Here is a 19,183-nt window from a genome sequence, read left to right as displayed (position 1 = left end):
TCATTCAAATATTAACTAAAAAATTGAACAATTGCTTTGATTTTTATCTAAAACAGAGCGAAAACGCTATTTTGCTTCTTTCAATAATAACTGTACACCTACATTATCCCACTCAAATCTCAAGTACATTTTATTAGATTCTTCAGCAGCTTTTACATCAATCATAAAACTCTCTACTACATTTCGAAGGTGTTCTGTAGGAACTACGACTTGCAAAACATCATCATCAGGATTTCTACTTGCCTTTCCGCCAAGACTTACTCCCCAATCATTTATCTTTTTATTGAAGATAACCGTCCATTCTTTCGATTCTGGAATTGTCCAAATAGAATACCTTCCTGGTGCTAAACGTTGGCCTTGAATATCCAAGGGAACATTCGTCATAAAGGTGGTTGGTTCATTAGCTCCTGTTCTCCAAACATGTCCATAAGGTACAAGGTTACCAAAAATAACTCTTCCTTTCTTAAAAGGAGATGAATAGTTGATAGAGATGTTTATTCCGTTAGAATGATATACTTCTTCTACTTGTGGACTATGTTTCTTGGTTTGAGTGATCATCACTTCTCTAAAAATGAGACCACCGATTAACAAGACACCAATAAACACAAGAAGATAAATTAATACTTTCTTCATTCTATAATATTCTCGTGATTAAAGTTTTGTTTCCACTACTTAATACAAAAACTATACTACTTTAGAATCAAAATACTTTCTAACCACTTCCTCTCCTGTTTCCATAGCTCCATGCACCGTCGCAGAATGACCACTGGTATTGCAGGCCTCTCCAATAAAAAATACTTTATCTTCTATTGGCTGTTTCAGTGTCTCTCTATGGATAATAGAATCCTTACGAGAATAAGAATATGTACCATGAAAATATGGGTCTGACGTCCAATCTTTACCGTAGTGATTCGCATATAAGGCCTGAACATTTAGATCAGGAAACATCTCGTCCAACTCATTAATAAGGATTTCAGCGACATCTTCATCACTTAGTTGATTAAACTCTTTGGCTGCATCTGCCATGATATAAGCACAAATACAATTAGGTTGAGCTGGTCGTATTAAATAAATAGGACATTTTTTCCCTCCTAAAATTTCTGTTGTATCTTCTTCCCAAAAAGGTTTATCAAACTCAATAAATAATTTACGTCCTTTACCAAAGCCTAATTTCTGAATCGCGATTCTTTTTTCATCTGGCATTGGTGGTGTGAAATTAATTTTCTCCTTTTTTAATACACCCAAAGAAGTACTAACAATCACTTTATCGAAATGGTGTGATTCCCCACCTCTTGTCAAAAGAGTTACACCATCATCGGCATAATTAATATCAACAATAGATGTATTTAACTGAATTTCGTTTTCTAATTTATCTTTGAAAAAATCGATAGCATCACTGTATCTTCCATAAGAAAAGAAATTTCTGAATCCTGATGACCATCTCCATTCTTCCTCTCCCAAAGATTTTGCATACAATTTTTCAGCAGATGCAGAATATTCACTGGTAATTCCATCAACGATGTACCTTAATTTTGAAGAGTACAAGGACTTCTCCTTTAAAGAAGCCATCACTGATCCTTCATAAGTCTCGTTACTGATATTACCAAAGTAAGCAAACAATCCATTGACGCTTTCAGGAAAGTCTTCTTTCTTTTCAACATCATGAAGTTTATTTTCAAACCAAACATATTCGTTACCAACAATAGGTTCAATTTTATGTTCTAAGTGGTCGAGCATTTCATAATTCACCGACTTCATTCCATGAATTTCAGCCGCTCCTAATTCTACAAACTTTTTCTTTATTCTAGAATGAGTATAAATTCTTCCTCCCAATCGGTCTGAAGCTTCATAAACAGTTATATTATAGTTTAGTTCTTTTAAAATACTCGCGGTATACAACCCGGAAATTCCTCCTCCAATTATTGCGATATTCATATTTACAGTATGGTTAATAATTCTCTGTTGAAAATACCAAAATCTTGATGATAAAAAAATGATTTTTTATAGCCATAATGACTGTAAATACCGTATACGAATAATAAGTAAAAATAGATTACACTTTAAAAACAATACATTAAAAATGATACACATAAATAACTCACTTGGAGCACAAGTTGTCGGCATTACATTAAATGGAGAAATTGATACGAAAGGTTTTGAAAGCTTTGTTGATGCTGTAGAAGAAAAAGCTAAAAATGGAAAAGTTAGGGTCCTTGCTGAATACACAAAGATCGGAGGATTAGAACATTACAAAGATTTTTTCATGATAATTAAGGAAAAGTTTGCTGCGAAAAAACATATTGAAAAATTTGCCATAGTTTCTGACATAGAATGGCTTCAAGGTGTATCCTCTTTTGCAGACTTTATGATGTCTGAATTCCCTATAAAATGCTTCAATATATCGGAGAGAGATCAGGCATTAGTTTGGTTATTACAAGATGATGAAGTGTACTCTCCTGCGATTAAAAAGTTAGCCACAGACAGTAATGATAACTTCCTGGCTTACAAGCTCTCCGGTAAAATAAACCCTCAAGAAGTTTATATGATCGATCAAGATTTTTCCAATCAAGCAGATACAAAATCTGAGATAAACCTATACTTACAGTTCGACAACTTTAAAGGGTACTCTAATATTTCTGCATTATGGAATGATCTTAAGAATGGCCTAAAACACTACTCTAAGATCAATAAAATAGCCTTTATAGGCCAAAGCAACCAATGGAGCGACCTACTTACTAGAATTAGTGATATCATCACACCAGGTGTGAATATTGAATACTTCGTTTTGGAAGATGCTGATAGAGCTAGGACTTGGTTAAACTTAAAATAAAATAGATATAAATAATAATGACATCCGCCTAATCTAAGCGGATGTCATTTTTTTTGGTAATACTTATGTTGGAACAATTTTCAATGAATGATTAATAATTGAATTGGTATTTTACAACACGTTATACTAAGTCTGTAACTAGACTGTGATTTGGTTAGTGTGTGTGAAAACTATTCTTACAACATTAATAGTCTTTGAGTACATGTTTATTTGTCCTATGATATGAAATGAAAATTTACTTTGTTTTTCTTTATTGTACATTACAAATGTAGAGGGTTTATTAGGCAATACTTATGGTATAATACACAAGACATCAATTTTTTACACCATAAAATGACCTGCGAAAACGCAGGTTTTCAGAACAAAGCAAACACCGAGACTAAAATGAGATAATTGATTGATTTTGAGGAAGGGAATAAGGGGTAAAAAAGTATAGACAAAAAAAGAACGGCCTCCAACTGGAAGCCGCACTTACCACATACTAACCATAAATGGTTTTAAACCATATATAAACACATATAAACATAAATTCTAATGTAGGCATTGTGAAGTTGTTATGCAACTTTCACAGCTTGAAGTAGCTCTTGAAGGTGTTCGTCTTCAACAGTTTGAAGGCGATCTGCCATTTTCAAGAATTCTTGATAAGCTTCTTCTAACGCTTCGTGGCTTAATGTGTGCCCCAATTTTTGGATACGATAGAATAAAGCAGCTCTACCACTTCTTGCAGTTAAAACAATTGATGATTCCGAAACTCCTACCTCAGCAGGGTCGATGATTTCATAATTGTCTCTGCTCTTGATCACACCGTCTTGGTGAATTCCTGATGAATGTGAGAATGCATTGTCACCAACAATTGCTTTGTTAGGTTGCACAGGCATACGCATTGTATCAGAAACCAAACGGCTGATTTCGTAAATTTTTTGAGTATGTATAGCTGTATCGAAGTTCAACATATTATGTTTTCTCATCGCCATAACAACTTCTTCCATAGAAGTGTTACCGGCTCTTTCTCCAATACCATTCACAGTACATTCAATCTGACGAGCACCATTGCTTACGCCTGATAATGAATTTGCTGTAGCCATACCAAGGTCATTATGACAGTGAGTCGAAATAATGGCTTTGTCGATATTTTTCACATTCTCTTTCAAGAATTTGATCTTCGCACCATATTCTTCTGGAATACAATATCCTGTTGTATCAGGAATATTCACAACTGTAGCTCCGGCTGCAATGACAGCCTCAATGACTCGAGCCAAGTATTCGTTATCTGTTCTACCTGCATCTTCTGCATAGAACTCGACATCTTCTACAAATGTTTTTGCCAACTTAACAGCTTCAACCCCTCTTTCAATGACTCTATCTCTGTCTAGTCTTAGTTTTGTAAAAATATGTTGGTCAGAAGTACCAATACCTGTATGAATTCTAGGTCTTGCTGCAGGCTTAAGAGCCTCAGCTGCCACCTCAATGTCTTTTTTAACTGCTCTTGTCAATCCGCAAACAGTTGTATTTCGTATTTCAGAAGCAATACGATTTACCGCTTCGAAGTCACCAGGACTTGAAATTGGAAAACCTGCTTCGATAATATCAACGCCTAGACCTTCGAGTGCACGAGCTATTACTAACTTCTCTTCAGTATTCAAACGGCAACCTGGTACCTGCTCTCCATCTCGTAATGTCGTGTCGAAAATAAAAACTTTATCGTTCATAGGCTTAAACACTTTTAGGTGTTTGTTTTATTATCATTTAGAAATAAACCATTCATTGCAGAAGCAATGTAATTTCAAATGTAAATGGTGATGAAAAGCATCAAAAACTAAAAAAGATACATTTTACGATGTTTAATTTACTTTTATCCCTCATAAAATGTAATTTTGATGGATAGTATTGCATTACAAAAGGATTGAATAATTACGATGCCTAAAGAAAGATCAAATCACTTATATCAGCTTATCAAGTCGATGTCTCGCAGTGAGAAACGTTATTTTAAACTGGTCTCGAATGAAACCAATACTAATTCGAACAAAAAGTTTATGCTTTTGTTTGACCTTATCGATAAGCAAGAAGTCTTCGATGAGGATGCTTTGCTAGCGTCTACACCTGAGCTAAAACCATCACAATTCTCCAATCTCAAAGCTCACTTATACAAACGTATTCTTCAGTCTTTAAGGCAATTTCATTTAACAAAAATGGAAGATGCTGAGATTAGAGAAATGATTGATCATGTCGAGCTTTTATATAATCGAGGATTATACGATCAGTGTGCTGATACTCTACGAAAGTGTAAAAAGAAAGCACAAAAGAGTGATCATTTAGAGCTGCTTCTTGAAATTCTACGATGGGAAAAGAGTTTACTGTCTCATACTTTGGATAAACACAACCAACGTAGAGTAAATAAGTTGATCCAAGAAGTACAGGACGCTAATGACCGAATCAATACTATCAACCGATTTACAAATATATCAGCAACACTTAATGCTTTCTACCTAAAAACGGGTTATGTCAAAAGTCAGAAAGACTTAAACAAAGCTATGAGTTTGGTTAAAGGCGATATATTCAATATCGATGAGGACAAACTTTCTATCAATGAAAAGCTTAGTCTTTACGATTTATATGTCGGTTTTTATTATTTTACTAATGATGTCAATACAGGTTTAGAATATGCTGAAAAGGCCCTGAATATATTCCATAATAATCAAGACATCATCCCTGCCAAATTGGATTTATATATTGCGTCCATCAATAACGTGTTGAATGGGCAATACAAGAATAATCAGTATAAAGACTTTGTGAATACTAAATCATTGTTTCGAAAAATAAGAACAATGAAAAAAGTTGAACTGAGTGAAAACATTAAAATGAAACTATTGAAATACTCATACATACATGAGTTCAATAGATTATTTATGTTGGGTGATTTTACTGGTGGTATTCAAAGGTTAAACGCATTATTGAGTAATATTGAGTTCTTTATCACAAAACTGAATAAGCACTCGAGACTTATTCTCTATTATAAAATTGCTTGTCTTTATTTCGGCGCCAGTGATTTTAGACTTTCATCAAGATGGCTAAATAGAATTATTAATTCTGATGCGTTAGAAATGGATGTAAGAGAAGACGTCCATGTTTTTGCAAGAATTGTCAACCTTATTAGTCATTATGAAATGGGTAATACAGACTTGGTAGACTATTATGTAAAGTCAACTTATCGCTTCATGTTGAGAAAGGACAATCTTTTCAAATTTCAGAAGTACATTATGGCATTCTTGAAAAAACTTTCAAGAAACATGAATGATCAAGAACTAATGGAAGCTTTTATTCAATTAAAAGAAGTTTTATTACCACTAGAAGGCGATCGTTTTGAGAAATATCCATTTATGTATTTTGATATTATTTCTTGGTTAGAAGGGAAAATTGAGAAACGTACGGTGCAAGATGTCATTCAGGAGAAAGCCCGTTTAAAAATAGGTGATGAATATCCAGAATAAAATCACCTATTTTCGAAACCCAACTAACTCTTTATCGTTGAAAATAATTACATACATTAACTAAATCGGCGACCAACGCCATAACTATCATAAATAATTATACTAGATGTCAAATTTAATAATACCACAAGATTACGCTAGATACTTACCCTACGATATGGCTAAGGATCTTGCACAATTACCAGAACAAGCCCAATATGAATTTATGGAAGAAATGAACTCCAGCAATAGATCTACTCTGCTGATGTACATTATTCATATATTCTCCCCTATTCCCTTTTCATTAGGGTACGTAGGAAAATGGTTACAACAGTTTTTGTTCTGGATTACTTTCGGAGGTCTTGGAATTTGGTGGCTAATCATGTTAATCACCATACCTGAAGAAGTACGAGAATTCAATAGAGGCGTAGCTAGAGAAACTTTTAGAATGATTGCACATAAATATAAATATGCACAGCGATCTGCTAGAAATAACAATGCGTACTCTAGAGATCTTATCCGTCAGCCTGAAGCATTAGACTTACCAAGCTTCGATCCTACTTTTATCACATTAGATCATCTTAAGAAAGGCTTCTTGTTTGACTATAATGGACAAACATGGCAAGTACTAGCAGAAGATCAGTTTGATAATAATAAAGGAGAATCCTATCGTATTTTCAAAGCTCATGCAGGAATTGAAGAAGCTTATTTTGAATTCAAGCATGGCTCATCTTTCAAAAAAATCTTTTTCTCTAAAAAAGTCAATATCTTCCAAATTGATCCTGAATTAGAAGAAAAGGTTAGAGCACATCAGGTCCCTCCAAATATTTTATATTTCAAAGGTCATCGTTTCTATAGAGAAGAAAGTGACAAAGGTTACATCTTTGATGTAACAGATCAGAGAGATGTAACAGAAGGATTTAGAAGACAAAATTGGCTGTACCTTAATGAAGAAAGAGATGTGGTTTTAACTATTGAAGAAATATCGCCACGCACACTTTCTGCATTTTATGGAAAGTATACCGACGAACATCACTTTGTTGATATTCTACCTGGTGCTGAAGCATAACAAAAACGGCTTCCTTGTTGAAAGGAAGCCGTTTTTTAAATTAATGTTTTTTGAAGTCTATAACAGATTGATTTTAATCTCATCAATCAAAAAGTTACATTCTGTTTGCAATAAAGCGAATTGATCACTCAACAAATGAGTATCATGCTCTTCTTTGGCCATTTTTTCCATAGAGAGAACCAGATCTTTGATCGGTTGGATGGCGATAAAGTTTACTGAAGATTTAAAACTATGTAAACTCTTATAAGCATTTTTCCAGTCGTTGTTGTTGATAGCAGTATTGATTTCAGAAAGTTGTTCAGGTGCGTCAATAATGAATCTCTCCATCATCTCGGAGATTAATGCATTATCGCCTCCTGCGAAAGTTTCAAGATAACTTAAATCTATTCTTGTCTTTTCCATTTGAAAATCACACTAAACTAAATGTAAAATGTAAGTAGTATAAAAATAATTTGTAGTTAACTTATCAAGTTCTTCAACTTGAGTTTATCAATTATTTGTTTCCATCTCTTTTAGATAACGGTAGATGGTTACTTTACCAATGTCCAATTTTTTTGCCACATTTGCCACATTATCATCATATCGTTTCATAAATCTTTGAATGATTTCAATATTATATTCCTTTAGTGTCATTTCTTTAGACATAATGGCTTCAACATCCGACGAACCTGAAAACTGAAAATCTTCTGCTTTTATTTCATTTTCCGAACACATCACTGCTGCTAATTCAATAATTGCTTTTAATTCTCTAATATTTCCAGGGTAGTGATAATCGATCAACAATTGTTTTGCTTCTGCTGATAATGAAATTGCATTCATTCCATTACTATTACAGAATTCTTGTAAAAGGTGTTTGGCTAACAAGATGACATCATTACCTCTTTCTCTTAATGGCGGTAAATATACTGGAACACCAAGTAGACGGTAGTATAAATCCTCTCTGAAGCGATTAGCTTTCATTTCTTTAGACAAGTCTCTATGGGTCGCTGTGATAATTCTTACATCCAGCTTTACCACATTACTTCCACCAATTCTTACAACCTCTCTTTCTTGGATTACCCTCAATAATTTTGCTTGAAGGCTGATATCCATTTCTCCAATTTCATCAAGGAAAATAGTACCTCCATTCGCTTCTTCAAACTTTCCCACTCGTTTTGCAATTGCTCCTGTAAAAGCACCTTTCTCATGCCCAAAGAGCTCACTCTCTAACAAAGGAGTTGGAATTGCAGCAATGTTCACAGCAACAAATGGCTTTTTTGCTCGAGTAGAATTGTAGTGAATCGCTTTGGCAACAACTTCTTTACCTGTACCTGTTTCTCCTGTGATCGATACAGTAATATTATTATCCACTGTTTTATGTAGCATCTGAAAAACCTTTTTCATGGCATTACTATTACCAATAATCGATTTATCAAATTCGTACTTGTGTGATAATTCTTCTCTAAGGTGTTGCACCTCCTCTTCTAAGGATTGCTTCGTTTTTATTTTATTTAAAGCATTGAGGAGTCGCTCTCGAATATCTTCTTCTTTGGTGATATAGTCGTATGCGCCGTACTTAAAAAGTTTAATTGCAGTTTTGACATCTGTTTGCCCTGAAATAACAATTACTGGCACTCCAGGAAGCCTAGAAGTCACCTTTTGAATCACTTCCTCACCTGTCATATCAGGTAAAGTATAATCAATAGTAATTACAGAAGGCTTTTGGTCTAAAGCATTCAGAAGGTCTTTTCCTTCTTTAAACATTACTACCTCATGTTCGTCATCCATAGACAAAATGTAGTGTAACATTTTAGAGAAGACAGCATTATCCTCCAGGGCAAATATTTTAAAACTTTCAAAGTTGCTCATACAAGCAAATAATTATTTACAGTGTTTTTGAATTTCAGCTGCGGCTAGGGAATAACCGAAAGCTTCCGCAGTAGCTAAAGTATTACACACTTCATCATCCGCCTCACCTCTTAAGGCACTCATGGCTAATGCTTTGTAATAGTATGCTTCTCCGTATTCTTTATCAATAGCAATGGCTTTACCAATAACATTTAAAGCTTGTTCAAATTGTTGATCAGCAATCAACACTCTCGCTTTATGTAAATATATCCTTTTATCTGAACTTTGTGATAGAGCAATCGCTTTATCAAAATCATTTAAGGCTGCTTCTACACCATTTATTTCAGCATTTTCTAAACCTCTATTCAAATAAATATCTGAAATCGAATTATCCAATTGAATTGCCTGAGTATAATCAACAATTGCACCTTCATGATCTCTAAGAAAACGTTTTACATTTCCTCTATTGTAGTAGAATCTGTAGGCATTCGGTACATCTTCTTCTGTGTTCATGTAAATATTGATGGCTTCAGTAAAATCATCTTGTGCTTTGCTATATTCCTCTAACGACATATGGGCGTAACCTCTTGCATTGTAGGCATCCATATTTTGTACGTTACTTTTAATAGCGGCATCAAATAAGCTAATTGCTTCTTTGTATTTATTCTCGGAGAGTTTCTTTTTCCCTTGATTGGTTAAATCTTCCGATGATGGTCCACAAGCGGATAAGATTAAAAATAAGGAAATAAAAAATAAGTTTATTTGTTTGGTCTTCATAATGCAAAAATACAATAAAAAATATTTTAGGACTTACCTCTTTTTGATAAAAAGATACTATAAACCTTACTTAGAGACACCTTATTTTTTAAAAAGAACAACAAACATCTATCTCTTAACGAAGGAGAAACCAATTGAAAGAGTAGAGAGTAAAATGCTTTTGCTGTGATATAGTTTTTTGTAAAAAAGGCTAATTGGGCATGATAACGGACAGAATTAGCCAATGATAAATCCTCTTTTCTGTTCCTATTCAGATCTTTTGCTTTGAGACATATTCTTAAGGTTGACCTTAATAGTTGGTTTCCTCTTTTTTTGTAAAACTGTTTACCTAAAGAGTGTCTTACTTCTCTTTTTTGAGTATTTATCTCATCGTAGAATGCAAACTTATACTTCCTTGCCAAGCGAATCCAAATATCAAAATCTTCATATGCCAGCGTTTCATCATATCCTCCTATCTCTAAGAGATATTTGGCTTTAAAAGTAATTGTTGGAGCAGAAAATAAAGGCGGATTACTCAATACTCTCTCATAAACATCTCCTTCAATAACATCTAATAGCAATGCTCCTTGTGCATCTCTTTTAAAATAGGAAGGTGCTAATAGCTTATCATTTTCATCAATAGTAGATATATCAGAAAAAACAGCTGCAAACTCGTCTGAACATTGTTGAAACTTACCTACATCATCTTTAATTCTATTGGGTAAAAGAATATCATCTGCAGCCAAGTCAATTATATATTCTCCTTTGGACAGAGATAATGCTTTGTTAAAGGCCTTACAATTTCCTTTGTTTTCTTCTAGCTGAATGAATGTTGCAGTAATATCGTATTTTTGTAATGTTGATAAGATTACATTCACAGAATCATCATTACTTGCATCATCTACAATAATTATTTCTATATTAGAATAGTTTTGTTGTTTAATAGACAAAAGCGTCTTTTCAACAAATTTTTCTTGATTATAACTCAAACAAATTACTGTCACTAAAGGAGTATTTGTCATATATATATGATTTTTTTGAAGCACTCAAATAGTAAAAATAAGTTACCGGTACTTTTAAGCATTATTTTTCTTTTTGCTTGTACCACTTCTTATGCTCAATTTTCTAATCTAAAATTTAGTACAAGATCACCGTATAGAACAATTGTTTCACATATCGGTTTTTTAAGTCCTTCTTCTGGAGCTTATAATCCTGAAGTTGCTGCCAAAACATTAGGTGGAGACGATTATTCTACTGAACAAAAGATTGGTCTAGCCATCAAACTGAAACAAATATATGACAAACATGGTGGATTAGACTTAGATGAAATTTCAAATCGTAGAAATTACCGCAATGAAGATGGTGATTATATCTATACTGTATTTGAAGATATTCCTGAAATTTATTTGATCAGAGAAGATGCAAATTGGGTATATTCAGCAAAATCTGTTCGAGAAATCAATACTGTATTTAGAAGGTATTACCCTGCCGCATTGCCTCCGAAAAGACCAAAGAAGGAAAATACGGAAGAAGAGAATTCCAAAGATTCTACTCAGGTTGTAGAGAAAGATTCTACAGGAAAACCGATCATCAAGAACAAACCCACTACAAAACCTTCAGTAGAAGAAAAACCAATTGTTAAACCTCCATTAGCAAAAGTTGACCTTAGCAATCCTAAGGCAACGGTTACTACTTTCTTCGTTTTTCAACAAGATGATAATTACCATCCTGAATTAGCCGCTAAAACCCTTGAATCACTAAAGCAGCTTTCTTTAGAAGATAGAATTACTCTATCGATGAAGTTAAAGCAAATTTATGATGGTCTTGGATTATGGATTGAAATTGAAGACATCCCTGAAGAAGCCGATTACCGCGATACTACGCGTCATAATAAAGAAATTTATGTCCTTGATAGACAATTACCTGATTTCTATCTAGAAAAATACAATGATAAATGGATGTTCTCTGAGGCAAGTATACAGCTTATTGAGAACAAACACAGGCAAGTATTCCCTATTGGTACAGATGGTTTAGAAACTGTAGGAAGTATCCTTAGAAAACCATTGGGCAACTATGCAAGAAATGAATTATTCGGCCTCGAATTTTGGCAAGTCACTAGTTTATCTGTCATGTTTTTGGGGGCTTGGCTAGCCGCTATCCTTGTCTCTAGAATCATTATGCTATTCTTAGGGTACGTCTCCCAATCCAGAGAAGAGAGACGGTATATCCGTAATATGTTTAGCTCGGGTATCCTTATTATTATATGCTATTGGTACAAATTGATCTCTCCAAGTTTGGAGCTTTCCATTCAGGAATTACAATTCTTAATTATTGTACTGAAAGTCTATAGCATATTCCAGGTTGTCCGATTCTTCTATAATCTTATAGACCTTTGGGTTGCTTTCTGGCTAAGAAAGGCAAACGAAAATGAAGATCAGATACAAAGAGGTTTCGCTCCATTCTTTGGAATGACTGCCAAGATGGTCATCATTTTAATAGGCATCGTATTTACAGTAAGTGCCATGGGGTATGAAATCTCAGGATTACTGACAGGTTTATCTATTGGTGGTGTTGCTGTAGCCTTAGCTGCCCAAGATACGATCAAGAACTTATTTGGCTCAATCATGATTTTCATGGATCGTCCTTTTGTTATTGGCGATTGGGTAAAAGCTGATGGAGTGAGTGGTTCTATAGAACAAATTGGTTTAAGATCTACGCGTATCAGAACATTTGAAAACTCTGTGGTTTCTATTCCTAATAGTAGAATGGCCGATTTCACTATTGATAATATGGGTATGCGTGTATTCAGAAGATATAAAACGTATTTAAGAATCAGCTACGACACCAAGCCAGATCAAATCGATGAGTTTGTAGATAGACTAAAAGAAATGATCAGAAAACATCCACATACAAGAAAAGATTTCTATGTGGTTAACCTGAACAATATTGGTTTATACTCTTACGATATCCTATTCTATATCTTCTTCGAAGCACCAACATGGGGTGACGAATTACACTTTAGACACGAAGTAATTAGAAGTATCATCAAGACAGCAAGAGATCTAGATATAGAATTTGCTATACCTCCAAATGGTATGGATTTAATGTTTATGGACGATAAAGGAGCATCGTTAAACTCTGCTTCACAAAAAACATCTGGAAATAAGCCTTTCGGTTTTATGTAATATGAAGTTATCTCGATCTATTATTGTCTCAACACTATTGGTCTTGTTCTCTTTTGAATTTTGTCATGCTCAGGAGAATGAAATTAAAGAGTATTCCAAGAAGGCTGATTTTTATCTCATCAACAAAGAAGGCAAGCATGTAGAAATGCTCGATTTTAGAGGAAAAGTACTGTTCGTTATTTTTGCTGCTTCTTGGAGTCAGGATTTTTTCGATGATTTTGATGAAATAAAAAATTTACAAAAAGAATTTATGGGAAAGGATGTGACTTTCCTATTTGTTGTCGCTGATGTATTAAATAATTGGGAAAGTTTCATTAATGAAAATGGAGTGAGACCAGAACAAACCATCAGGTACACCTATAAGTTACCGAACACATCACCGAAATGTGAAAAGTGTTTCGTTTCCGAACACTTCAATCAAGATAATATTCCTTCTTACTATGTTTTTACAAAAAGAGGGGAAACATTAGGCTTAGAGCTACCTAGTCCTAAAGAAAATAAAGGGATAAAAAAGCTCTTAACTGGTGCAAAATCAATGAAATATAAATAAAAGTATGGATCCGTTATTAATTCCACTGATGGCAATAGCAATGCCAGCAGTAATCGTCGCAATCGTTACAAGAGGTAAAAAATACAATAATAAGTTTACGAAACAGATGTCTCAGGAGCTGGAAAGTCTTAAAAAAGAGAATGAAAGACTGAGAAATCGTATTGAAAATATAGAAACTATTGTCACTGAACCCGACTGGGACATTAAAAGGACTTTAGATAGTGGAGAATCTTCGAAACAAAAGCATTTAGAGTAAGATTTTGAACGTAATTCGTACACTACCTAGTTTTTATGTACATATTCGAACACACTCCAAAAATCAATAAAATATTTAAATCGTTATTTATCAGTCAGTTACATTGTTTGGGTTAAAATTGGCATAAACGATGGCATAACATGATATAAACCGCGAGAGTATTTACTCTTAGCGTAAAGATAAAGTTTAAATAATTGAATTGGTTGGAAAAGGCAAATATCTCTTGATGTTTGCTTTTTTTATTTTATAGCCTCTCCTACTTTAAAATACACTACAGAAATCAGTATTTTAATAATCAATTTAATAAATCATCGAAATTGAAAACCTTTAACGTTCTAAAGTAACATCTAAATTAAAAGTTTGTTAGCTTTCGACAGAGGTGAAAATGAAATCATATTTTAATTAGTAAGATGTCAAAAACATTTATTTTAAACCAAGAAGCTAATGTAGGCTCCAACTACATTAATGAACTAAGAGATATAAACGTACAAACTGATAGAGCTAGGTTCAGAAGAAATCTTGAAAGAGTTGGTGAACTGCTTAGTTATGAAATCAGTAAAACACTAGAATATAAAGATATTGATGTAACTACTCCACTAGGTGTAGATCATTCTAGAACTATTGCGGATGAATTAGTGGTAACAACTATTCTAAGAGCGGGTTTACCAATGTACCAAGGAGTGCTGAACGTCTTTGATCATGCAGACAGTGGTTTCATTGCCTCTTATCGTTCAAACTCTCCTGGTAGTGATGTAGAAATCAATATGGAGTATGTTGCTTCTGGAAACTTAGATGGTAAAGTAGTGATCTTAGCTGACCCTATGCTTGCAACAGGTAAATCTCTTTTATTAGCTCTTGAAGGTTTATTGAAAAATGGTACACCAAAGCATGTACACATTATGGCTGCCATTGCTAGCCAACCGGGTGTTGATTATATTTTAGAAAATATCAATGTTCCTAGTACATTATGGCTTGGTGCAATAGATCCTGAGTTAAACAGTAAATCCTACATTATTCCTGGCTTAGGAGATGCAGGTGATTTATGCTTTGGAGAAAAGATTTAATTAAGTCAGTGATTATAAGACTTATCATATAATAAAGAAAGAGTGTATAGCGTTTAAAAGTTAACTATCTATACGCTCTTTTTTCATTTTATGGAAAACCAGTTAATCATCAACATACTTGAACTTATCGGAGGCCTCATCGTTCTGATAGGTGGAGGTGAATTTTTAGTAAAAGGTAGTACTAGCTTTGCCCTTAGATGTAAAGTACCTGCAATAATTGTTGGGCTTACAATAGTGGCATTTGGTACATCATCTCCTGAACTTTTTATTAGTTTATATTCTGCATTACAAGGCAACGCAGATCTTGCCTTGGGTAATGTTGTCGGGTCCAATATCTGCAACCTAGCCATGGTATTAGGTTGTATTTCGATTATCTATCCAGTTAAAGTCAGTAAAACAGCACTAAAATTTGATTGGCCCTCCGTAATAGTTTGCTCACTAACCTTCCTTCTTTTCTCTCGTGATGGTGTAGTTAGTTCTATAGAAGGCATCGTTTTTCTACTATTACTTTTTGTCTACATCTTCTTCTTATTGAAAAGGACAAAAAATGATGTGCATCTTCAGGCTACAACCGATGAAGAGTTTCAATTAGATGAAAGAGAAGAGAGAGAACAACCCAAAGTTCTTTTATGGACCAAAGACATCATGTATATCCTAACCGGTATCATTTCACTTAAATTTGGCGCAGAATGGTTTATCAATGGCTCTAAATCTATTTGCCTTACTCAATTAGGTATGAGTGAAAGAGCTGTAGGTATTTTTGTTTTAGCACTAGGTACAAGCTTACCGGAATTAGTGACCTCTATCGTGGCTGCATTTAAGCGAGAAACTGATTTAGCTTTTGGAAATCTAATTGGCTCAAATATCCTCAACATCCTTTTTGTCTTAGGTACAAGTAGTCTAATTGTTCCCATTCATGTCAACGACATTTCATTATATGATTTTCTATGGATGATTAGTATTGCAATTATTTCCACTCCTTTGATGTATTTCCGACACAGTCTATATCGTTACAAAGGTGTCCTACTATTATTACTCTATGGCTACTATATCTATCATATCTTCTAAGCTGCGATAATAAAAACTTAATATTTCTACTAATAGCCTGTCAATTTTTAAAATATCTATGTAAAGTGACGAACTTCTTTATATTTGTATACTGATTGAAATTGAACTCAAAAGATTTTTTATATCATATATACAATGAGAAGGCTTGGTGAATACCTCATCTTTCTAGGAAGGATGTTTACAAACAGGGAATCTTTTTCTACCTACCTCCGACTATTTTTTCAAGAATGTGTCAACATCGGTATTAATTCACTGTTCTTAATTGGATTTGTTTCTCTATTCGTAGGTGCGGTAATCGCTCTACAAATGGCTTATAACATTGTGAGTCCACTTCTTCCAAAATATATCATTGGGTTGGCCACTAGGGAAATGATGATCCTAGAAATGGCTCCGACTCTATCTGCCATCGTATTTGCAGGTAAAGTAGGTTCTCAAATTGCTGGTGGAATTGGGACAATGCGTATTACAGAGCAAATAGATGCTCTAGAAGTAATGGGTATCAACTCTGCTTCCTATTTAGTACTACCTAAAATTGCTGCAGGCATGATTATGCTACCATTATTGTGTATTTGTGCTGGTGCCTTAGGTATCTGGGGAGGCTGGCTTGCCACACTATTTGGCAACTTATCTCCTGTCGAAGACTATATATATGGTATACAGTTAGAGTTTGTACCATTTGAAGTACCATTTTCTATCATCAAATCATTCGTATTTGGTTTTATAGTAACTTCAATTGCTGCATTCAAAGGTTACAATGTTAAAGGTGGAGCATTAGAAGTAGGTAAAGCAAGTACAGATGCTGTTACTTCTTCTTGTATTGCTATTTTAGCTGCCGATTTTATTTTAGCAGATACTTTACTGGGATAATCATGATTGAAATTAAGAATATACAGAAGTCTTTTGAAGGCAAAACCGTACTTTCTGACATTAGTGCTACTTTCGAAAAAGGAAGAACTAATATGATTATTGGTGCCAGTGGTACAGGTAAAAGTGTACTGTTAAAAACTATTGTAGGGTTATTCTCTCCAGATGATGGTGAAGTACTGTATGATCAAAGAGATTTCCATAGATCAGACCGTAAAGAGCAAAAGAAAATTCGTAGTGAAATTGGAATGCTCTTTCAAGGTTCTGCACTCTTCGATTCGTTAACTGTTGCTGAAAACGTTCGCTTCCCACTTAATGTCCACTCTGACATGTCGGAAAGTGAGAAAGACGATAGAGTAAACTTCTACCTAAAAAGAGTTGGTCTCGAAAATGCTGCCCATAAAATGCCATCAGAGATTTCCGGAGGTATGCAAAAGCGTGTGGGTATTGCTAGAGCCATTGTCATGAACTCACAATATTTATTTTGTGATGAACCCAATTCTGGCCTTGATCCTCAGACAGCTTGGATGATTGATCAGTTAATTCATGAAATTACTCAAGAATACAACCTTACTACCGTAATTGTCTCCCATGACATGAACTCTGTAATGGAGATTGGTGAATATATTATGTTTATGTATAAAGGTTTAAAAGTATGGGAAGGTGATAAGACAAATATTCTTGATGCCGAACCACAAGCATTAAAAGACTTCTTATTTGCCAATAAATTAGTTCGAACCTTTAAAGGGATGAAGTAACAAATAGAAACAAGTAAGTAATAATTATAGAAAAAGCAGGTAGACTTGATGAGTTTATCTGCTTTTTTGTTTGTAATACATCCATTTGATTAACATAGATCAATTTTTCAACATCCTATCTCCCATTAAAAACCGTATTTCTAATATTTTAACATTATCTCTTTCATTTTTTTCAACCCCAATCACAAAAACCCGTTTTGTAAGATATCAAACAAAAATATTACTACTGTTTAACAATTAAATAAATAAGATGAAAAAGTTTTACCAAACACTATTAGTTGTATTAGGATTAACTATTTCCACATTCGCTACTGCTCAAGACAATCAATCTACTCCTAGTAACGGAGGCCACTATCAGGGTGTAGGATCACTTAATGTTGGTTTAGGTTTTGGCTTCAATCATAATAGTACGGGATTTATGGCCGACTATGAATTTCTACAATTAGGGCAGGATTTTACATTAGCAGCTGCTGCATCTTACTATGGATATAGCAACTCATATGCTAAATACAGTACAATTGGCCTTGGTGTTCGTTTCAGATGGTACGCCGATAGGGTATTAGGTATCACAAGTAATAAATGGGATGTTTTCGCCTCTGGTGATATTGGCTTCGGTATTACTAATGCTGATTATTATGGTGAACATCATGGTAGTGGTGTTTCTCCAATCTATTGGGGTATTGGTATTGGTACAAAGTATCATTTCAATGAAAAAATTGGTTTACATGCTATTATCGGCACAGGAGCTCAAATTGGAGTCTCAATTGGTTTATAATTAAACTAATACCTATCTATAAATGATGCAATTTACTTTGTTGAAATCATCATTACTCAAAAACAATCATTAATTAAGTTTAGAAAACTACTATAAAGATGAAAAAGATTTATCAGACACTATTAATTGTATTAGGATTAACTATTTCTACCCTTGTTACAGCTCAAAATAATCCATCGACTCCAAGTAATGGAGGACATTACCAAGGGGTAGGTTCTTTAAACGTTGGTTTAGGCTTTGGCTTCAATCATAATAGTACCGGATTTATGGCCGACTATGAATTCCTTCAATTAGGTCAGGACTTTACATTAGCAGCTGCTGCATCATATTATGGATATAGTAACTCATATGCTAAATACAGTACAATTGGTCTTGGTGTACGTTTTAGATGGTATGCCGACAGAGTTTTAGGTATTACAAGTAATAAATGGGATGTTTTCGCTTCTGGTGATATTGGTTTCGGTATTACCAATGCGGACTATTATGGCGAACATCATGGCAGCGGAGTTTCTCCTATTTATTGGGGTATTGGTATCGGTACAAAGTATCATTTCAATGAAAAAATTGGTTTACATGCTATTATAGGAACAGGGGCTCAAATTGGAGTTTCAATCGGGCTATAATTCATCATTTTGCAGGTATATACTATAATAAGAAGGGTTTTTCTATTCGTTTAGAAAGGCCCTTTTTGCTTTTATTCTACTCCATAAATAA

19 protein-coding genes are annotated in these 19,183 nt (G+C 34.1%); 12 read left to right on the top strand and 7 right to left on the bottom strand.

The features are described from left to right. Positions 1 to 66 precede the first annotated feature (66 nt). Positions 67 to 633, bottom strand: coding sequence for a DUF2911 domain-containing protein (locus QL232_RS06255; RefSeq protein WP_168880597.1), 567 nt, complete (start codon positions 631 to 633; stop codon positions 67 to 69). A gap of 51 nt (positions 634 to 684) precedes the next feature. Continuing rightward, positions 685 to 1,935 (bottom strand): NAD(P)/FAD-dependent oxidoreductase, encoded by a 1,251-nt coding sequence (locus QL232_RS06250; RefSeq protein ID WP_281613485.1) that lies wholly within the window; start codon positions 1,933 to 1,935, stop codon positions 685 to 687. 145 nt (positions 1,936 to 2,080) lie between these two features. Between QL232_RS06250 and QL232_RS06245 the strand changes: the two genes are divergently transcribed. Further along, complete coding sequence (locus QL232_RS06245; RefSeq protein WP_281613484.1) at positions 2,081 to 2,830, top strand: STAS/SEC14 domain-containing protein; 750 nt, start codon at positions 2,081 to 2,083, stop codon at positions 2,828 to 2,830. Positions 2,831 to 3,384: 554 nt separating this feature from the next. Here QL232_RS06245 and QL232_RS06240 read toward each other — a convergent pair. Further along, the gene (locus QL232_RS06240; protein ID WP_168880594.1) at positions 3,385 to 4,539 is read right to left on the bottom strand and encodes a 2-isopropylmalate synthase; all 1,155 of its coding nucleotides are present in this window, start codon (positions 4,537 to 4,539) and stop codon (positions 3,385 to 3,387) included. A 207-nt stretch (positions 4,540 to 4,746) separates the two neighbouring features. On the opposite strand from QL232_RS06240, the gene QL232_RS06235 reads away from it, so the two are divergent. Continuing rightward, positions 4,747 to 6,318 carry a hypothetical protein gene (locus QL232_RS06235; RefSeq protein WP_281613483.1) on the top strand — a complete coding sequence of 524 codons (1,572 nt, stop codon included), beginning with the start codon at positions 4,747 to 4,749 and terminating at the stop codon, positions 6,316 to 6,318. A gap of 106 nt (positions 6,319 to 6,424) precedes the next feature. Further along, the gene (locus QL232_RS06230) at positions 6,425 to 7,366 is read left to right on the top strand and encodes a TM2 domain-containing protein (protein WP_281613482.1); all 942 of its coding nucleotides are present in this window, start codon (positions 6,425 to 6,427) and stop codon (positions 7,364 to 7,366) included. A gap of 57 nt (positions 7,367 to 7,423) precedes the next feature. Here QL232_RS06230 and QL232_RS06225 read toward each other — a convergent pair whose 3' ends face one another. The 4 genes from QL232_RS06225 to QL232_RS06210 all read right to left on the bottom strand — a co-directional run bounded on the left by QL232_RS06225 (position 7,424) and on the right by QL232_RS06210 (position 10,971). Beyond that, positions 7,424 to 7,768 carry an Hpt domain-containing protein gene (locus QL232_RS06225; RefSeq protein ID WP_281613481.1) on the bottom strand — a complete coding sequence of 115 codons (345 nt, stop codon included), beginning with the start codon at positions 7,766 to 7,768 and terminating at the stop codon, positions 7,424 to 7,426. Between the two features lie 87 nt (positions 7,769 to 7,855). Then, entirely contained in the window at positions 7,856 to 9,214 is a 1,359-nt protein-coding gene (locus QL232_RS06220; protein ID WP_281613480.1) for a sigma-54 dependent transcriptional regulator, read from the bottom strand. Between the two features lie 12 nt (positions 9,215 to 9,226). After that, complete coding sequence (locus QL232_RS06215; protein WP_168880589.1) at positions 9,227 to 9,970, bottom strand: tetratricopeptide repeat protein; 744 nt, start codon at positions 9,968 to 9,970, stop codon at positions 9,227 to 9,229. Positions 9,971 to 9,996: 26 nt separating this feature from the next. Next, positions 9,997 to 10,971, bottom strand: coding sequence for a glycosyltransferase (locus QL232_RS06210; protein ID WP_281613479.1), 975 nt, complete (start codon positions 10,969 to 10,971; stop codon positions 9,997 to 9,999). Between the two features lie 6 nt (positions 10,972 to 10,977). Here QL232_RS06210 and QL232_RS06205 point away from each other — a divergent pair, with 6 nt between their 5' ends. The 9 genes from QL232_RS06205 (at position 10,978) to QL232_RS06165 (ending at position 19,092) form a co-directional block, all read left to right on the top strand. Beyond that, positions 10,978 to 13,134 (top strand): mechanosensitive ion channel family protein, encoded by a 2,157-nt coding sequence (locus QL232_RS06205; RefSeq protein ID WP_281613478.1) that lies wholly within the window; start codon positions 10,978 to 10,980, stop codon positions 13,132 to 13,134. 1 nt (position 13,135) lies between these two features. Next, on the top strand, positions 13,136 to 13,684 hold the full coding sequence (locus tag QL232_RS06200) for a redoxin domain-containing protein (RefSeq protein ID WP_281613477.1): 549 nt from the start codon (positions 13,136 to 13,138) through the stop codon (positions 13,682 to 13,684). Between the two features lie 4 nt (positions 13,685 to 13,688). After that, complete coding sequence (locus QL232_RS06195) at positions 13,689 to 13,940, top strand: hypothetical protein (RefSeq protein WP_168880585.1); 252 nt, start codon at positions 13,689 to 13,691, stop codon at positions 13,938 to 13,940. A gap of 410 nt (positions 13,941 to 14,350) precedes the next feature. Further along, the gene (gene upp / locus QL232_RS06190; protein ID WP_281613476.1) at positions 14,351 to 15,004 is read left to right on the top strand and encodes a uracil phosphoribosyltransferase; all 654 of its coding nucleotides are present in this window, start codon (positions 14,351 to 14,353) and stop codon (positions 15,002 to 15,004) included. A gap of 90 nt (positions 15,005 to 15,094) precedes the next feature. Then, positions 15,095 to 16,072: a calcium/sodium antiporter gene (locus QL232_RS06185; protein WP_281613475.1), complete on the top strand. Its 978-nt coding sequence runs from the start codon at positions 15,095 to 15,097 to the stop codon at positions 16,070 to 16,072. A gap of 135 nt (positions 16,073 to 16,207) precedes the next feature. Then, positions 16,208 to 16,939 carry an ABC transporter permease gene (locus QL232_RS06180; protein ID WP_168880582.1) on the top strand — a complete coding sequence of 244 codons (732 nt, stop codon included), beginning with the start codon at positions 16,208 to 16,210 and terminating at the stop codon, positions 16,937 to 16,939. Positions 16,940 to 16,941: 2 nt separating this feature from the next. After that, positions 16,942 to 17,694 carry an ATP-binding cassette domain-containing protein gene (locus tag QL232_RS06175; RefSeq protein WP_168880581.1) on the top strand — a complete coding sequence of 251 codons (753 nt, stop codon included), beginning with the start codon at positions 16,942 to 16,944 and terminating at the stop codon, positions 17,692 to 17,694. A gap of 250 nt (positions 17,695 to 17,944) precedes the next feature. Next, on the top strand, positions 17,945 to 18,469 hold the full coding sequence (locus QL232_RS06170; protein ID WP_168880580.1) for a hypothetical protein: 525 nt from the start codon (positions 17,945 to 17,947) through the stop codon (positions 18,467 to 18,469). Positions 18,470 to 18,567: 98 nt separating this feature from the next. After that, entirely contained in the window at positions 18,568 to 19,092 is a 525-nt protein-coding gene (locus QL232_RS06165; RefSeq protein WP_281613474.1) for a hypothetical protein, read from the top strand. The last annotated feature ends 91 nt before the right edge of the window (positions 19,093 to 19,183 follow it).

This window comes from Flammeovirga sp. SubArs3 (assembly GCF_947387565.1).
In the GTDB taxonomy this organism is placed as follows: domain Bacteria; phylum Bacteroidota; class Bacteroidia; order Cytophagales; family Flammeovirgaceae; genus Flammeovirga; species Flammeovirga agarivorans.
This window is presented reverse-complemented; position numbering and strand designations above follow the sequence as displayed.

What these genes read in the sequence shown, in the direction of transcription:
- QL232_RS06170 (WP_168880580.1), top strand. Translation starts at nt 17,945, where the DNA reads ATGAAAAAGTTTTACCAAACACTATTAGTTGTATTAGGATTAACTATT.
- QL232_RS06210 (WP_281613479.1), bottom strand. Translation starts at nt 10,971, where the DNA reads ATGACAAATACTCCTTTAGTGACAGTAATTTGTTTGAGTTATAATCAA.
- QL232_RS06205 (WP_281613478.1), top strand. Translation starts at nt 10,978, where the DNA reads ATGATTTTTTTGAAGCACTCAAATAGTAAAAATAAGTTACCGGTACTT.
- QL232_RS06175 (WP_168880581.1), top strand. Translation starts at nt 16,942, where the DNA reads ATGATTGAAATTAAGAATATACAGAAGTCTTTTGAAGGCAAAACCGTA.
- QL232_RS06185 (WP_281613475.1), top strand. Translation starts at nt 15,095, where the DNA reads ATGGAAAACCAGTTAATCATCAACATACTTGAACTTATCGGAGGCCTC.
- upp (WP_281613476.1), top strand. Translation starts at nt 14,351, where the DNA reads ATGTCAAAAACATTTATTTTAAACCAAGAAGCTAATGTAGGCTCCAAC.
- QL232_RS06165 (WP_281613474.1), top strand. Translation starts at nt 18,568, where the DNA reads ATGAAAAAGATTTATCAGACACTATTAATTGTATTAGGATTAACTATT.
- QL232_RS06195 (WP_168880585.1), top strand. Translation starts at nt 13,689, where the DNA reads ATGGATCCGTTATTAATTCCACTGATGGCAATAGCAATGCCAGCAGTA.
- QL232_RS06225 (WP_281613481.1), bottom strand. Translation starts at nt 7,768, where the DNA reads ATGGAAAAGACAAGAATAGATTTAAGTTATCTTGAAACTTTCGCAGGA.
- QL232_RS06235 (WP_281613483.1), top strand. Translation starts at nt 4,747, where the DNA reads ATGCCTAAAGAAAGATCAAATCACTTATATCAGCTTATCAAGTCGATG.
- QL232_RS06255 (WP_168880597.1), bottom strand. Translation starts at nt 633, where the DNA reads ATGAAGAAAGTATTAATTTATCTTCTTGTGTTTATTGGTGTCTTGTTA.
- QL232_RS06215 (WP_168880589.1), bottom strand. Translation starts at nt 9,970, where the DNA reads ATGAAGACCAAACAAATAAACTTATTTTTTATTTCCTTATTTTTAATC.
- QL232_RS06250 (WP_281613485.1), bottom strand. Translation starts at nt 1,935, where the DNA reads ATGAATATCGCAATAATTGGAGGAGGAATTTCCGGGTTGTATACCGCG.
- QL232_RS06200 (WP_281613477.1), top strand. Translation starts at nt 13,136, where the DNA reads ATGAAGTTATCTCGATCTATTATTGTCTCAACACTATTGGTCTTGTTC.
- QL232_RS06180 (WP_168880582.1), top strand. Translation starts at nt 16,208, where the DNA reads ATGAGAAGGCTTGGTGAATACCTCATCTTTCTAGGAAGGATGTTTACA.
- QL232_RS06240 (WP_168880594.1), bottom strand. Translation starts at nt 4,539, where the DNA reads ATGAACGATAAAGTTTTTATTTTCGACACGACATTACGAGATGGAGAG.
- QL232_RS06245 (WP_281613484.1), top strand. Translation starts at nt 2,081, where the DNA reads ATGATACACATAAATAACTCACTTGGAGCACAAGTTGTCGGCATTACA.
- QL232_RS06220 (WP_281613480.1), bottom strand. Translation starts at nt 9,214, where the DNA reads ATGAGCAACTTTGAAAGTTTTAAAATATTTGCCCTGGAGGATAATGCT.
- QL232_RS06230 (WP_281613482.1), top strand. Translation starts at nt 6,425, where the DNA reads ATGTCAAATTTAATAATACCACAAGATTACGCTAGATACTTACCCTAC.